Annotated in this window: 15 protein-coding genes and 2 tRNA genes; 9 read left to right on the top strand and 8 right to left on the bottom strand. The window is 73.0% G+C overall.

The genetic code is table 11. The annotated features are described in order from the left end of the window. Positions 1 to 61: 61 nt before the first annotated feature. Positions 62 to 133 (top strand) — tRNA-Gln (locus SHK17_RS14245). A gap of 88 nt (positions 134 to 221) precedes the next feature. Then, positions 222 to 297, top strand: a tRNA-Glu gene (locus SHK17_RS14240). Between the two features lie 71 nt (positions 298 to 368). Here SHK17_RS14240 and SHK17_RS14235 read toward each other — a convergent pair. Genes SHK17_RS14235 through SHK17_RS14220 form a run of 4 tightly spaced genes read right to left on the bottom strand, consistent with a single transcriptional unit; the run spans position 369 to position 3,839 of the window. Next, a complete protein-coding gene (locus SHK17_RS14235; RefSeq protein ID WP_322919657.1) occupies positions 369 to 764 on the bottom strand; it encodes a universal stress protein in 396 nt (131 codons plus the stop codon). Continuing rightward, positions 761 to 2,311, bottom strand: coding sequence for a tripartite tricarboxylate transporter permease (locus tag SHK17_RS14230; protein ID WP_322919656.1), 1,551 nt, complete (start codon positions 2,309 to 2,311; stop codon positions 761 to 763). Before SHK17_RS14230 ends, SHK17_RS14235 begins: the two co-directional genes overlap by 4 nt. After that, entirely contained in the window at positions 2,311 to 2,847 is a 537-nt protein-coding gene (locus SHK17_RS14225; RefSeq protein ID WP_322425595.1) for a tripartite tricarboxylate transporter TctB family protein, read from the bottom strand. Before SHK17_RS14225 ends, SHK17_RS14230 begins: the two co-directional genes overlap by 1 nt. Beyond that, on the bottom strand, positions 2,844 to 3,839 hold the full coding sequence (locus SHK17_RS14220) for a Bug family tripartite tricarboxylate transporter substrate binding protein (RefSeq protein ID WP_322919655.1): 996 nt from the start codon (positions 3,837 to 3,839) through the stop codon (positions 2,844 to 2,846). The genes SHK17_RS14225 and SHK17_RS14220 overlap by 4 nt, the downstream gene beginning before the upstream one ends. A 115-nt stretch (positions 3,840 to 3,954) precedes the next feature. Here SHK17_RS14220 and SHK17_RS14215 point away from each other — a divergent pair, with 115 nt between their 5' ends. From SHK17_RS14215 to SHK17_RS14200, 4 genes are all read left to right on the top strand, one after another. Next, positions 3,955 to 5,565 (top strand): sensor histidine kinase, encoded by a 1,611-nt coding sequence (locus SHK17_RS14215; protein ID WP_322919654.1) that lies wholly within the window; start codon positions 3,955 to 3,957, stop codon positions 5,563 to 5,565. After that, on the top strand, positions 5,562 to 6,251 hold the full coding sequence (locus SHK17_RS14210) for a response regulator (RefSeq protein WP_172264781.1): 690 nt from the start codon (positions 5,562 to 5,564) through the stop codon (positions 6,249 to 6,251). The genes SHK17_RS14215 and SHK17_RS14210 overlap by 4 nt, the downstream gene beginning before the upstream one ends. 75 nt (positions 6,252 to 6,326) lie before the next feature. Further along, the gene (locus tag SHK17_RS14205; RefSeq protein ID WP_322919652.1) at positions 6,327 to 7,802 is read left to right on the top strand and encodes an AlkA N-terminal domain-containing protein; all 1,476 of its coding nucleotides are present in this window, start codon (positions 6,327 to 6,329) and stop codon (positions 7,800 to 7,802) included. A 1-nt stretch (position 7,803) separates the two neighbouring features. Continuing rightward, the gene (locus tag SHK17_RS14200) at positions 7,804 to 8,286 is read left to right on the top strand and encodes a methylated-DNA--[protein]-cysteine S-methyltransferase (RefSeq protein WP_322919651.1); all 483 of its coding nucleotides are present in this window, start codon (positions 7,804 to 7,806) and stop codon (positions 8,284 to 8,286) included. Positions 8,287 to 8,298: 12 nt separating this feature from the next. Here the strand turns inward: SHK17_RS14200 and SHK17_RS14195 are convergent, their stop codons facing one another. From SHK17_RS14195 to SHK17_RS14185, 3 genes are all read right to left on the bottom strand, one after another. Continuing rightward, on the bottom strand, positions 8,299 to 8,721 hold the full coding sequence (locus SHK17_RS14195; protein ID WP_322919650.1) for a hypothetical protein: 423 nt from the start codon (positions 8,719 to 8,721) through the stop codon (positions 8,299 to 8,301). Positions 8,722 to 8,768: 47 nt separating this feature from the next. Further along, the gene (locus SHK17_RS14190) at positions 8,769 to 9,362 is read right to left on the bottom strand and encodes a TIGR03086 family metal-binding protein (protein ID WP_322919648.1); all 594 of its coding nucleotides are present in this window, start codon (positions 9,360 to 9,362) and stop codon (positions 8,769 to 8,771) included. Positions 9,363 to 9,513: 151 nt separating this feature from the next. Beyond that, positions 9,514 to 10,236 (bottom strand): IclR family transcriptional regulator, encoded by a 723-nt coding sequence (locus SHK17_RS14185; RefSeq protein WP_090972091.1) that lies wholly within the window; start codon positions 10,234 to 10,236, stop codon positions 9,514 to 9,516. 78 nt (positions 10,237 to 10,314) lie between these two features. On the opposite strand from SHK17_RS14185, the gene leuC reads away from it, so the two are divergent. From leuC to SHK17_RS14170, 3 genes are all read left to right on the top strand, one after another. After that, positions 10,315 to 11,721, top strand: a complete 1,407-nt coding sequence (gene leuC / locus SHK17_RS14180; RefSeq protein WP_322919647.1) for a 3-isopropylmalate dehydratase large subunit — start codon at positions 10,315 to 10,317, stop codon at positions 11,719 to 11,721. A gap of 3 nt (positions 11,722 to 11,724) precedes the next feature. Continuing rightward, positions 11,725 to 12,324, top strand: coding sequence for a 3-isopropylmalate dehydratase small subunit (leuD, locus tag SHK17_RS14175; protein WP_322425587.1), 600 nt, complete (start codon positions 11,725 to 11,727; stop codon positions 12,322 to 12,324). Positions 12,325 to 12,440: 116 nt separating this feature from the next. Continuing rightward, the gene (locus tag SHK17_RS14170) at positions 12,441 to 13,133 is read left to right on the top strand and encodes an HU family DNA-binding protein (RefSeq protein ID WP_322919645.1); all 693 of its coding nucleotides are present in this window, start codon (positions 12,441 to 12,443) and stop codon (positions 13,131 to 13,133) included. Between the two features lie 35 nt (positions 13,134 to 13,168). Here SHK17_RS14170 and cofC read toward each other — a convergent pair whose 3' ends face one another. Beyond that, positions 13,169 to 13,858, bottom strand: a complete 690-nt coding sequence (gene cofC, locus SHK17_RS14165) for a 2-phospho-L-lactate guanylyltransferase (protein ID WP_322919644.1) — start codon at positions 13,856 to 13,858, stop codon at positions 13,169 to 13,171. Positions 13,859 to 13,905 lie beyond the last annotated feature (47 nt).

Below are 13,905 nucleotides of genomic sequence, written 5' to 3'. Positions count from 1 at the left end.
GTTCCGCAAGGAACGACGTGGTGGTCAGGCCGATCGCGACTCGATCGAACTGATACCCCCATGGGGTATGGTGTAATTGGCAACACGGCTGGTTCTGGTCCAGTTGTTCTAGGTTCGAGTCCTAGTACCCCAGCGGATCCGGTGCGAGAGCCCCGGATTTGGAGCGTCACTCCGACTTCGGTAGAGTCTCGCTCCGTCGCTCGCAGGAGCGGCACCTGCAAGCCCCCGTCGTCTAGCGGCCTAGGACGTCGCCCTCTCACGGCGGTAACGCCGGTTCAAATCCGGTCGGGGGTACCAACGCAGCAACGAAGGGCCCGGTCAGCAGACCGGGCCCTTCGTCGTGCTCGGGGTAGGTTCGGGCGGGCCGCTCAGTTGGGCGGCTTCACCGCGAGCACCGCGCACTCGGCGCCGAGCAGGATCCGCTGCGCCACGCTGCCCATCAGCAGCTTGCCGACCGGTGAGCGCCGGCGCAGGCCGATCACGACGAGGTCGGCCGACACGTCCTCGGCGACCGACAGCACCTGGTCGCCCACGTCGGCGCCCATCGAGCGTCGTACGTCCACCTCGACCCCGCGGCCGGCCAGGTCGGCCGTCAGCCGGGACAGCTGGTCGTCGTCGGCGTAGCGCTCGTCGACGAGGGCGTCGCCGCGGGTGGCGTTGACCACCACCAGCCGTCCCCCGCGCAGGGTCGCCTCCTCGACGCCGCGCGCCAGGGCGGCCTCGCCGAACTCGTCGGGCGTCCAGCCCACCACGATGGTCGTCATCGCACCTTCTCCTCGTCCGTGTCGTGCGTGTGCGTGCTGAGGTCCTCGGCCACTGCGGCCGGCGTGGGACGGATCCGGCGGACCGCGAACGGCGCCACCACGGCGATCGCCACGATCACGTAGATCACGATCGCGAGCGGCTCGCTCCAGAGCGCGGACACCTCGCCGCCCGAGATAGCCATCGCCTCGCGCAGGCGGTACTCCATGAGCGGCCCGAGGATGACGCCGAGGATCAGCGGCAGCACCGGCAGCCCGAACCGGCGCATCATCAGCCCGAGCAGGCCGAGGAGGAGCAGCAGGAACAGGTCGAAGGCCTGGAGGTTGGCGGCGTAGGCGCCCAGCGCGGCGAAGAACAGGATCCCGGCGTAGAGCTGGGGCCGCGGGACCTGCAGCAGCTTGGCCCAGACCGGCGCGAGCGGCAGGTTGAGCACCAGCAGCAGCACGTTGCCGATCAGCAGGCTGGCCAGCAGCGCCCACACCAGCTCGGGCTGGTCGGTCATCAGGCCGGGGCCGGGCTCGATGCCGTAGCCCTGCAGGGCGGCGAGCATGACGGCCGACGTGGCCGTGACCGGCAGGCCGAGCGCGAGCAGCGGCACGAAGGTGCCCGCCGCGGAGGCGTTGTTGGCCGCCTCGGGCCCGGCAACGCCCTCGATCGCACCCTCGCCGAACTCGTCTCGACCCTTGCGGGCGGCGATCCGCTTCTCGGTGACGTAGGAGAGGAACGTCGGGATCTCCGCGCCGCCGGCCGGCAGCGCGCCGAACGGGAAGCCGTACGCCGTGCCGCGCAGCCAGGGGCCCCATGACCGCTTGACGTCCTCGCCGCTCATCCACGGACGCCCCACCGGGATCACGTGGGCGGGCGTGCGGCGCAGGTGGGCAGCCACCCAGAGCGCCTCGCCGAGGGCGAAGATGCCGACGGCGACCACGACCACGTCGATCCGCTCCGCGAGCAGCGGCTGGTCGAAGCTCAGCCGGGTCTGCCCGGTGTTGAGGTCGAGGCCGACCAGCCCGATGGTGAGGCCGAGGAAGAGCGCGATGAAGCCGCGCAGCGGCGAGCCACCGAGCACGCTCGTCACCATGATCATCGCGAGCACCATGAGCGCGAAGTAGGACGGGGCGCCGATCTCGACGGCCACGGACGCCAGCGCGGGAGCGAAGAAGACCACGAGCAGGGTGCCGATGGTGCCCGCGATGAACGAGCCGATGGCAGCGGTCGCGAGGGCCTGCGCGGCCCGTCCGCCCCGGGCCATCAGGTTGCCCTCGAGGGCGGTCATCACCGACGCCGACTCACCGGGCGTGTTGAGCAGGATCGCCGTCGTCGAGCCGCCGTACATGCCGCCGTAGTAGATGCCGGCGAACATGATGAACGCCGAGATGGGGTCGAGGCCGTAGGTGACGGGCAGCAGCAGCGCGACCGCCATGGCCGGGCCGATGCCCGGCAGGACGCCGACGAAGGTGCCCAGCAGCACGCCGATCACGGCGTACAGCAGGTTCTCCGGGGTGAGGACGGCGCCGAAGCCGTCCGCGAGCAGGCCGAGGTTCTCCATCAGAGCACCCCGTCCAGGATCCCGGCGGGCAGGATGACGCCCAGCCCCTCGTGGAAGAAGTACCAGCTGCTGACCGACAGGACGAGGCCGACGATCACGTCACGCACCAGCGTGCGGCTGCCGAGCGACCAGGCGGCACCGACGAAGAGCAGCGCTCCGCTCACGGCCCAGCCCAGGAACGAGATGGTCAGCACCGTGAAGAGCAGCACGCCGACGAGCTTGAGGACGGTGGTCCAGTCGGCCGGCTGGCGCAGGTCGACGTCCTCGCCGCCCTCGCCCTCCGGCACGTCGCCGCGGAAGGTGGCGAGGACCAGCAGCAGGCCGAGGACGACCGTGACCGCCCCGATGACGTAGGGGAACAGGCGCGGGCCGACGGGGTCGCCGAACCCGACCCGCAGCGTGGTGGCGTCGTAGAGCGTGTAGGCACCGACGACGACGAGCAGTGCGGCGAGGCCGAGCTGGGCCATGTCACGGTCGGGACCGTCGGTGGTCCCCGGCGCGGCCGGGGAGGTGGGGGTGTCGAGTGGTGTGCTCACAGCAGGTCCAGCTCCTCGAGGGTGGTGGCGACGCGCTCGTCCTGCTCCTGGAGGAACGTGGTGAACTCGTCGCCGGTCTTGAACTCGTCGATCCAGCCGTTGTCCTCGAGGGCCTGCTGCCACTCGGGGGTGTCGTGCATCTCCTCGAGCATCGCGATCAGCTCGTCGCGGCGCTCGTCGCTGATGCCGGGGGGCGCGAAGACGCCGCGCCAGTTGGTGAAGACCAGGTCGATGTCGGACTCCTGGAGGGTGGGGGCGTCGCCGATGATCTCGCCCTCGAGCCGCTCCTCGCCGGAGACCGCCAGCAACCGCAGCTCGCCCTCGGACAGCGGCCCCTCGAACTCGCCGACGCCGGAGAAGCCGACGTCGATCTTGTTGCCGAGCAGGGCGCTGGTCAGCGGGCCACCACCGTCGTACGGCACGTAGCGCACGTCGCGGGCATCGATGTCGATCGCGGTCGCGAGCTGCATCGGGAAGAGGTGGTCGGGGCCGCCCGGGGAGGACCCGCCGCCGACGACGATCGATCCCGGGTCGTCCTGCCACGCCGCCACGAGGTCGTCGATGGTCTCGAACGGGGAGTCCGCAGGGACGAGCACGCCCTCCTGGTCCTCGATGACCTGGGCCAGCGGCGTCGCGTCCTGCAGCTTGTAGGGGGCGGCGAAGGAGTAGAGCGAGCCGACGACGCCCAGGCCGGCCGTCATCATCGTGCGCTCGTCGCCCTCGGCGTTCATCAGCCGGGCCATCGCGACCGAGCCGCCGGCGCCGATCACGTTGGTGACCTCGAACGACCCGCCGGTGATGTCGGACTCCTCCATCACCGCGATCGCCGTGCGTCCGGTCTGGTCGTAGCCACCGCCGGGGCTGTTGGGGATGAGCATCGTCATGTCGCTGCTCGCCGCACCGCGGGTGACCCCGCACCCCGTCGGGAGGAGCAGCGTGCTCGCGAGGGCCACGACCGTGGCGGCTGTCCGCCTCGTCCTCTGGCGCAGCATGGGCACTCCGTTCTCTGTCAGGGTTCGTCCGTCGTCCCGGAGGGGCCGACCACACGATGGTGGAGACTGCGTGTGGCGTCCGTCACGCTTGGGTAAGCAATGGAGGTTGTGGAACTTGTGGTCACGCTCGCGCTGGTGGCCGGCGACCCTGGCCGGCCAGTTCCTGGTGCTCCAGCTGACCGTGCTGCTGGCCGTGGTCGCGGTCGCCAGCGTGGTCTCGGTGCAGCAGAGCGACGCGGACTTCCGTGACACCCGGGGCGCGCTCCTGCGCGACGCCGCCGAGTCGCTGGCCAACACCGCAGCGATCCGCGACGCGTTCGTCGAGGACCGGATCGAGAGCAACCGCGGGACGCTGACGTCCTACACCCAGCGGACCCGCGGCAACTACCAGGCCGGTGGGGTCTACCTCGCGGACGCCGACGGCGTGGTCCTCGTCAGCAGCGACATCGCGGGGCGGGGCGAGAAGATCGACCTCGACGGGAGCACGGTCCAGCGGCTGCGGGCCTGGACCGGTGACGTCGACGACTTCGGCGACCGCGCGATCGCCGCGCAGGTGCCGATCATCGACGACGACGGCGAGCTCGTCGGCATCTCGATGGTCGCCCAGACCTACCCGTCGTGGGCCGAGCGCGCCCGCGGCGTCCTGCCCGACCTCATCACCTTCGCCGGCCTCGGGCTCGGGCTCGGGGTGGCGGGCTCGCTGCTGCTCTCGCGGCTGATCCGGCGGCGTACGCGGGGTCTCGAGCCGGCCGCGATCGCCGCGCTGGCCGACCAGCGCGAGGCCCTGCTGCACTCGATCCGCGAGGGTGTCTTCGCCGTGGCGGACGACGGCACGGTCACGGTGATGAGCGACAGCGCCCGCGAGCTGATCGGTCTCGACGGCGACGTCGAGTCGCGCCGCGTCGACGACCTCGACCTCGACCCGGCCGTGCGCGACCTGCTCGCCGACGACACCGCGATCCGCGACCACGTCGTCGTGCTGGGGGAGCGGGTGCTGGTCGTCAATCGGAACCCCGTCGTCGAGCGCGGGCGGCGGGTCGCGTCGGTCACCACCCTGCGCGACCGCACCGAGCTCCTGGCGCTGCAGAGCGAGCTCAGCGCCCGCGAGTCGATCACCAACACGCTGCGCGCGCAGACCCACGAGTTCCACAACCAGCTGCACACGATCTCCGGCCTGGTGCAGCTCGGGGAGTACGACGAGGTGTCCCGGCTGGTCGGCACGCTGAGCCGCCGCCGCGCCGAGATCTCCGACGCCGTCACGTCCCGCGTCGAGGACCCGGCCGTGGCGGCGCTGCTCATCGCCAAGACCAGCCTCGCCGCCGAGCGCCGGGTCGACCTCGAGGTGACCGGCGGCAGCGAGCTGCCCCGCCTCGACCCCGAGACGTCGACCGACGTCGGCACGGTGCTGGGCAACCTGGTCGACAACGCGGTCGACGCGTCGGTCTCGGTCGGGGGCACGAGCGTCGAGGTCGAGCTGCACCTCGACGCCGGCACGGTGTGCCTGGCCGTCTCCGACACCGGGCCCGGGGTGCCGCCCGACCGGGTGGGCGAGATCTTCCGCCGCGGCTGGAGCACCAAGGCGGCCACCGACGAGGGACGGGGCGTCGGACTGGCGCTGGTGCAGGTCGTCTGCGAGCGTCGGGGTGGCGCGGTCACCGTCCGTCCGCGCCCGGACGGCACGGGCGCCGTCTTCGAGGCGCGACTCCCGGGAGCGGAGGTCGGATGAGCGGCGAGCCGGGCGAGGTGACGGTCCTCGTGGTGGACGACGACTTCATGGTGGCCCGCATCCACACGCAGTTCGTCGAGCGCACCGACGGCTTCCGGGTCGTCGGCGTCGCCAGCAGCGGCCAGGCGGCCCTCGACGACGTCGCGCGGCTGCGCCCGGACCTCGTGCTGCTCGACGTGCACCTGCCGGACATGACCGGCATCGACGTGCTCCGCCGGCTGCGGGCCGGAGGCGACGACGTCGGCGTGCTGGTGGTCACCGCCGCCCGCGAGGCCGACACCGTGCGCGCCGCGGCGTCCGGGGGAGCGGTGCACTACCTCGTCAAGCCCTTCGACTACGAGGACCTGCGGGTCCGGCTCGAGTCCTTCAGGTCCGCGCACCTGGCGCTCTCGGGGTCGGGCGCACCGGGCCAGCAGGACATCGACGCCGTGTTCGGCGCCGCCACCGTCCCGCCCGCCGCCGTCAGCCTCCCCAAGGGCCTCAGTCCCGAGACCGCCGACGCCGTGCTCGCCGCGCTGCGCCAGGCCGGCGAGCTGTCCGCCGCCGAGTGCGCCGATGTCGTCGGGATCTCGCGGGTCTCCGCGCGGCGCTACCTCGAGCACTTCGTCGCGCGCGGCCAGGTGTCCGTGCGGCTGCAGTACGGCGGCGCCGGCCGGCCGGAGCGCCGCTACCGGAGCGGCGGCTGACGCCCGTCGGTCCGGCGGACGGCCGTGTCCGATTTCCGCTGGTCCGGTCCACCGGTCACGGTCCAGACTGGTGCCATGACGCCGACCGGACACCTCGACACCGAGGCCTGCTACCGCGCGGTGCAGAGCCGTGACCGTCGCTTCGACGGCGTCTTCTACACCGCCGTGCGCACCACCGGCATCTACTGCCGGCCCTCGTGCCCGGCACGGACCCCGGCCGCCGGCAACGTCACCTTCCACCCCACATCCGCCAGCGCCCACGCCGCGGGCTACCGCGCCTGCAAGCGCTGCCTGCCCGACGCGACGCCCGGCAGCCCCGAGTGGGACGTCGCCGCGGACGTCGCGGGCCGGGCGATGCGGCTGATCGCCGACGGGCTCGTGGACCGCGAGGGCGTGGACGGCCTGGCCCGCCGCGTCGGCTACACCCCGCGCCACCTCGGCCGGCTGCTCACCCAGCAGCTCGGCGCGTCGGCGCTGTCGCTCGCGCGGGCCCGCCGTGCGCAGAGCGCACGGGTGCTCATCGAGACGACCGACCTGCCGCTCACCGACGTGGCCTTCGCGGCTGGCTTCGCCAGCGTGCGCCAGTTCAACGAGACGCTCCGCGAGATCTACGCCGCGTCGCCGACCGAGCTGCGCGGCCGGCGCGGCGCGGCGGCCGGCCACGGCACCGTCACCATGCGCCTCGCGGTCCGTACGCCGTTCGCCGGTCGGCGGCTGCTCGACTTCCTCGCTTACCACCTGGTGCCGGGCGTCGAGACCGCCGGTCCCGGCTGGTACGCCCGCACGCTCGACCTGCCGCACGGTCCCGGGACGGTCCGCCTCGAGCTCGCCGACCTCCCCGCCGACGGTCGCACCGGGCACGTCGTCGCCGACTTCCGGCTGGAGGACCTGCGCGACACCGCCGCCGCCAGCGAGCGCGTACGCCGGCTCCTCGACGCCGACTGCGACCCGCGCGCGGTCGACGAGCACCTCGGCGCCGACCCTGCGCTGGGCGACCTCGTCCGGGCGACGCCCGGGCTGCGGGTGCCCGGCCAGGTCGACGGCGACGAGACCGCGGTGCGCACCGTCATCGGCCAGCAGGTCAGCGTCACCGGTGCCCGCACCGTCGCCGGCCGCCTGGTCGCCGCGCACGGCCGGCCGGTGGAGGCGCACGTGCCCGGCCTCACCCACCTCTTCCCGGACGCCGCCACGCTGGCGGCGGTCGACCCCGAGACCCTGCCGATGCCGCGCGCGCGTGGTCGCGCCCTCGTCGGCCTGGCGACGGCGCTCGCCGACGGCACGGTCGCGCTCGACCGCAGCCCCGACCGCGACGACGTACGCCGGGCGCTGGTCGCCCTGCCCGGCATCGGACCCTGGACCGCCGACTACGTCGCCATGCGCGCGCTGGGGCACCCCGACGTCTTCCTGCCCACCGACCTCGCCGTGCGCAGGCTGCTCGCCGACCTGGGCGGCTCGGCCGACCCGGAGCGGTGGCGGCCGTGGCGCTCGTACGCCCTGATGCACCTCTGGAACACCCTGATGCCCGACACCCCCGCTCCGAAGGAGAACTGACATGTGGACCGTGATGCCCTCGCCCATCGGCGACCTGCGCATCGTGGAGCGGGACGGAGCGATCGTCGCGATCGAGTTCTCCCCGTTCCGGCAGCCCGCCGACGGCCGCCCGCTCGGCCCGCGCGCCGACGACGAGCCGGTGCTCGTGGAGACGGTGCGCCAGCTGACGGCGTACTTCGACCGCACCCTCACCGACTTCGACCTGCCGCTCGCGCCGGTCGGCACCGAGTTCCAACGGCGGGTGTGGACCCAGCTGGAGAAGATCGGCTACGGCCGGACCGCGTCCTACGGCGAGGTCGCCGGCCTGCTCGGGATGACCAACGCCGCCTCCCGCGCGGTCGGCCTGGCCAACGGCCGCAACCCCATCCCGATCGTCGTGCCGTGCCACCGCGTCATCGGCGCCAACGGCACGCTCACCGGCTACGCCGGCGGGCTGGAGCGCAAGCAGCAGCTGCTCGAGCTGGAGCAGGACGCGTTGTTCTGAGCCCGGGTCGCATCACGCGCGGCGCCCGGCCGTCCCGAGCGAGCGACCGATCACCGCGCCGATCACTGCCCCGATCACTGCGGGCACGGCGACGAGGCCGAACAAGAAGGTGACGATCCCGGCGTCCATGGCGAGCAGCTCGCCGTAGGACGCGTCGCCGCTCCGGTCCAGCAGCGGCGGCACCAGCCACCAGCCCAGGGCGAGGCCCGCCGCGACGGCGAGCCACCACGCGACGGCGACGAGCGCCCCGCGACGCCGGGCGTCGACCAGCCCGCCGGCGAACCCGACCAGCACGAGCGCCCCGAAGGCGATCAGGCCGGCGCCGATGTCGGCGTCACCGGACTCGGACATGGCCGGCACCACGAGGACGGTGTAGAGGGTCAGGCCGATCGCGAGGACGGCGAGGCGGACGAGGACGGCGACGACGTGGCTCATGCCGCCACGCTCCTGCGGCCGCTCGGCACCCGCACCCGCCCGCGGGCTCAGGTCGCGGACCACTGGGGGTCGCGGCCGGAGCGGGCCAGGACCTGCTCGAAGGCGGACGCACCGGGCGCGGCGGGCACCGACGGACCGAACAGGCCGGGCGTCCCGCCCTCGTCGAACCCGCCGACGAAGGCCATGCACGCCTCTGCGGTGGCGTCGTCGCAGTCGTAGGTCTGTCCGGTGGCGCGGGCGAGGTCCCACCCGTGCAGCACCACCTCGTCGAGCGCCACCAGTCCGGCCACCTGGCCCGGCAGGTCGACGCCACCGGCTCGGGTCATCCCCTCCCAGGCCTGCGGGTCGCGCCAAGACGCGACGAGCGCCGGCACGTGCCGGCCCAGCGACTCGCGCCACCCCGGCTCCGGGTCGGGCCAGTCGGCATCGTCGGGGTCGGTGTCGGTCCAGGGGCCGAAGTCCTTGTCGGCAGCGGCGCGGAAGGCGCCGGTCAGCCCGACGAGGTGCTGCACGAGCTGGCCGACGCTCCGGCCCTCGCACGGCGTCGGTGCGCCGAGCTGGTCGTCGGTGACGTTGGCGGCGACGGCGAGCAGGCGCTCGCCGGCGGGCCCGAGGTCCACGAGGTCCACGAGGTCTGCCATGGCGCCCACCCTGCCACGGATCTACCTACACGTGAGCGGGCACTTCGTGCCCGTCCGGCACGGCGAGCGGGCACTTCGTGCCGGTCAGCCGGCCGGGACGGGCACGAAGTGCCCGGTGGGGGGTCAGGACGGGCACGACGTGCCCGCTCGGCTACTCGGAGGCAGCGCGGCGCAGCGACTCCGAGAGCCGGTCGGCGGCAGCGAGCACCGCGGGCGCGTGCATCCGCCCGGGCTGGCGGGAGAGGCGCTCGAGGGGGCCGGAGACCGACACGGCGGCGATGACCTTGCCGCCGGGGGAGCGGACAGGGGCGGAGACCGAGGCCACGCCCTGCTCGCGCTCGCCGACGGACTGCGACCAGCCGCGGCGGCGGATGCCGGACAGGGCGGTGGCGGAGAAGGCGGCGTTCTGCAGGCCGCGGTGCATCCGCTCCGGGTCCTCCCACGCGAGCAGGATCTGCGCGGCGGAGCCGGCGTTCATCGTCAGCTGCGAGCCGACGGGGATCGTGTCGCGCAGGCCGGAGGGGCGCTCGGCTGCCGCGACGCACACGCGGTGCTCGCCCTGCCGGCGCCACAGCTGGGCGGACTCGCCGGTGATGTCGCGGAGCCGGGCCAGCACGGGGCCCGCGGCGGCGAGGAGCCGGTCCTCGCCGGCGGCGGCGGACAGCTCGGCCAGGCGGGGTCCGAGCACGAAGCGGCCCTGCATGTCGCGGGCGACCAGGCGGTGGTGCTCGAGGGCGACGGCGAGGCGGTGCGCGGTGGGTCGAGCCAGTCCGGTGCCGGCCACGAGCCCGGCCAGGGTGGCCGGTCCGGCCTCGAGGGCGGCGAGCACGAGAGCGGCCTTGTCGAGCACTCCGACGCCAGATCCGTTGTCCATATTCCGATATTCTCATCTCAACCAGTGGGATGCAAGCCGTATGGTCGGTGCATCGCCTGACCCGAAGGAGAACACGTCGTGGGCAAGACCCTGTCCGAGAAAGTGTGGGACGAGCACGTCGTCCGCAGTGCCCCCGGAGAGCCCGACCTGCTCTACATCGACCTCCACCTGCTGCACGAGGTCACCTCGCCGCAGGCCTTCGACGGCCTCCGGCTCGCCAACCGTACGGTCCGCCGGCCCGACCTGACGCTGGCGACCGAGGACCACAACGTCCCCACGCTCGACTGGGACAAGCCGATCGCCGACCCGGTGAGCCGCACCCAGGTCGAGACCCTGCGCAAGAACGCCGCCGACTTCGGCGTGCGCCTGCACCCCCTCGGCGACGTCGAGCAGGGGATCGTGCACGTGGTCGGCCCCCAGCTCGGCCTGACCCAGCCCGGCATGACCATCGTGTGCGGCGACTCGCACACCTCGACGCACGGCGCGTTCGGCGCGATCGCGTTCGGCATCGGCACCTCCGAGGTCGAGCACGTCCTCGCCACCCAGACGCTCATGCAGGCCAAGCCGAGGACGATGGCCGTCACCGTCAACGGCAGCCTGCCCGAGGGTGTCACCGCCAAGGACCTCGTGCTCACCCTCATCACGCACACCGGCACCGGTGGTGGCCAGGGCTACATCGTGGAGTACCGCGGACAGGCGATCGAGGAGCTCTCCATGGAGGGCCGGATGACCGTGTGCAACATGTCGATCGAGTGGGGCGCGAAGGCCGGGCTGATCGCCCCCGACCAGACGACGTTCGACTACATCGAGGGCAAGCCGGAGGCGCCGACGGGCGCCGACTGGGACGCCGCCGTCGCGCACTGGAGGACGCTGCGCACCGACGACGACGCCGTCTTCGACAAGGTGATCGAGCTCGACGCGTCGACCATGACGCCGTTCGTCACGTGGGGCACCAACCCCGGGCAGGGCGCGCCGCTCGGCGCGACCGTGCCCGGCCCGGACGACTTCGACGAGCCGAGCGACAAGGTCGCGACCGAGAAGGCTCTGCAGTACATGGGTCTCGAGGCCGGTACGCCGCTGCGCGAGGTCAAGGTCGACACCGTCTTCGTCGGCTCGTGCACCAACGGCCGCATCGAGGACCTGCGCCTCGCGGCGTCGATCCTCGACGGCCGCACGGTCGCCGCCGACACCCGCCTGCTCGTCGTGCCCGGCTCCGTGCGCGTACGCCTGCAGGCCGAGGCCGAGGGCCTCGACAAGGTCTTCGTCGCCGCGGGTGCGGAGTGGCGCGGTGCCGGCTGCTCGATGTGCCTGGGCATGAACCCCGACCAGCTGGCCCCGGGCGAGCGCAGCGCGTCCACGTCCAACCGCAACTTCGAGGGCCGCCAGGGCAAGGGCGGGCGTACGCACCTGGTCTCGGTGCCCGTCGCCGCGGCCACGGCCGTGCGCGGCACGCTCTCCAGCCCCGCCGACCTGCAGGAGGTCTGACCCATGGACAGGTTCACCACCCACACCGGCGTCGGCGTTCCGCTCAAGCGCAGCAACGTCGACACCGACCAGATCATCCCGGCGGTCTACCTCAAGCGGGTGACGCGCACCGGCTTCGAGGACGGGCTCTTCGCGGCCTGGCGCAACGATCCCGACTTCGTGCTCAACGACCCGACGTACGCCGCCGGCTCGGTGCTCGTCGCGGGTCCGGACTTCGGCACCGGCAGCTCGCGCGAGCACGCGGTGTGGGCGCTGCAGAACTACGGCTTCCGGGTCGTCATCTCCTCACGGTTCGCCGACATCTTCCGCGGCAACTCCGGCAAGGCGGGGCTGCTCGCCGCGCAGGTGGACGAGAAGGTCGTGCAGCGCCTGTGGGACTGGCTCGAGGACAACCCTGGCGGCGAGATCACCGTCGACCTCGAGAGCCGCACGGTGCGCGCCGGCGTCGGCGAGGACGCCGTCGAGGACTCCTTCGACATCGACGACTACACCCGGTGGCGCCTGCTCGAGGGCCTCGACGACATCGGCATCACCCTGGGCCACGACGACGTGATCGCCGCCTTTGAGGGTGAGCGTCCGAGCTGGAAGCCCGCCACCCTCTGAAAAAGCCCTGCAAATAAGGGCTTCGGTGATTGTCCTCACCCTTCCATGTGCTTAGCGTGCCTCGCAGAGGGCCGGGCACGAGCTCGGCATCCCGTGGTTCATTGGAAGGGAAGCTAGTGAACAAGACAGAGCTCATCGACGCGCTCGCCGCGCGTTACGAGGGAAACCGCAAGCAGGCGGCACACGCCCTCGAGTCGGTCCTCGACACCATCACCCGTGAGGTCGCGAAGGGCGAGAAGGTCGCCATCACGGGCTTCGGCTCCTTCGAGAAGGCGGTGCGCAACGCGCGCTGGGTGCGCAACCCGCAGACCGGCGAGCGGATGAAGTCGAAGAAGAAGGCCGTGCCGAAGTTCTCCGCCGGCAAGGAGCTCAAGGACGTCATCTCGGGTGCGAAGAAGCTGCCCCGGCTGACTGCCGCCACCATGCCGAAGCCGCCGGGTGTGCGCTACGCGGCCGCCGCCGTGTCGTCCGTGACGGGCAAGAAGGCCGCGGCGACCAAGGCCCCGGCGAAGTCGACCGCGTCCACGAGCACGACGTCGACGACGGCCGCGAAGAAGTCGGCACCGGCCAAGAAGACCACCGCCAAGAAGGCCTCGACGACGTCGAAGACCGCCGCGAAGAAGGCGCCGGCCAAGAAGGCCTCGACGACGTCGAAGACCGCCGCGAAGAAGGCGCCGGCCAAGACGTCGGCCGCCAAGACCTCGGCGAGCAAGACGTCCGCGAGCAAGACGTCCGCGAGCAAGTCGACGGCCAGCAAGACGACGGCGGCCAAGAAGGCGCCGGCCAAGAAGACCGCGAAGAAGTCCTGACGCCGCAGCACCGCTGCGCCGCCAGTGCAGGCGGGTCACCCCTCGTGGGTGGCCCGCCTTCCGCTTGCCCGGGACGTGTGCGGGCCCACGCCGGCGACGAGAGCGGCGCCGAGGTCGGCCACGTCGTCGACGTCGGCGCGGACGCTGGTCGCCGCGGACCCCACCTCGACCGCTCCGGACCCCGCGTGGCGCGCCGCCGAGCCGAGCCCGAAGCCGGGCTCGAAGCGGGCCGGGGGCGCGGCGTAGAGCGTCGTACCGACCCCGGCGCGGTCGCGCACGAACACCGCGCGGCCGGCGTCGACGTGCTCCACGACCTCGTCGAGGACGGCGGCGAGCTCCTCGGGGAGCAGGCCCGGCAGGTCGGCCACGAGGGACACGGGCACGGAGTGCGGCCACCGCCGCGCCACCTCGGCGGCTCCCTGGACGAGGGTGGCGTTGAGGTCCTCGCTGGCGCCGTCGGGCATCACCTCGGCGCCGAGGTCGCGCATCGCCGCGGCCAGGCGGAAGTCGTCGGTGACGACGAGCACGGCCTCGACGCCCGGCGTGGCGGCGGCCGCCCGGACGGTGTCGAGCGCGAAGGCCTCGGCGAGCTCACGCCGCTGCGGGTCCGGCAGCCCGTGCTGGGCGTCGCCGCCGAGGCGGGACTTGCCGAACGCCGGCGGCTTGACGGGTACGACGACCACGCACCGCGCGGGCGTCGGAGGGGTCGGCGGGTGGTTGGACATCACCCGGATCCTGCCACCCGGGACAGCGCGGCGGTGGGGCGCCCGGG

The sequence above is a fragment of the Nocardioides renjunii genome, assembly GCF_034661175.1.
Classification (GTDB): domain Bacteria; phylum Actinomycetota; class Actinomycetes; order Propionibacteriales; family Nocardioidaceae; genus Nocardioides; species Nocardioides renjunii.
This window is presented reverse-complemented; position numbering and strand designations above follow the sequence as displayed.

Coding starts and splice junctions, on each gene's coding strand:
- SHK17_RS14235 (WP_322919657.1), bottom strand. CDS start 764: ATGACGACCATCGTGGTGGGCTGGACGCCCGACGAGTTCGGCGAGGCC.
- SHK17_RS14190 (WP_322919648.1), bottom strand. CDS start 9,362: ATGGCAGACCTCGTGGACCTCGTGGACCTCGGGCCCGCCGGCGAGCGC.
- SHK17_RS14205 (WP_322919652.1), top strand. CDS start 6,327: ATGACGCCGACCGGACACCTCGACACCGAGGCCTGCTACCGCGCGGTG.
- SHK17_RS14200 (WP_322919651.1), top strand. CDS start 7,804: ATGTGGACCGTGATGCCCTCGCCCATCGGCGACCTGCGCATCGTGGAG.
- leuD (WP_322425587.1), top strand. CDS start 11,725: ATGGACAGGTTCACCACCCACACCGGCGTCGGCGTTCCGCTCAAGCGC.
- SHK17_RS14195 (WP_322919650.1), bottom strand. CDS start 8,721: ATGAGCCACGTCGTCGCCGTCCTCGTCCGCCTCGCCGTCCTCGCGATC.
- SHK17_RS14220 (WP_322919655.1), bottom strand. CDS start 3,839: ATGCTGCGCCAGAGGACGAGGCGGACAGCCGCCACGGTCGTGGCCCTC.
- SHK17_RS14210 (WP_172264781.1), top strand. CDS start 5,562: ATGAGCGGCGAGCCGGGCGAGGTGACGGTCCTCGTGGTGGACGACGAC.
- cofC (WP_322919644.1), bottom strand. CDS start 13,858: ATGTCCAACCACCCGCCGACCCCTCCGACGCCCGCGCGGTGCGTGGTC.
- SHK17_RS14230 (WP_322919656.1), bottom strand. CDS start 2,311: ATGGAGAACCTCGGCCTGCTCGCGGACGGCTTCGGCGCCGTCCTCACC.
- SHK17_RS14185 (WP_090972091.1), bottom strand. CDS start 10,236: ATGGACAACGGATCTGGCGTCGGAGTGCTCGACAAGGCCGCTCTCGTG.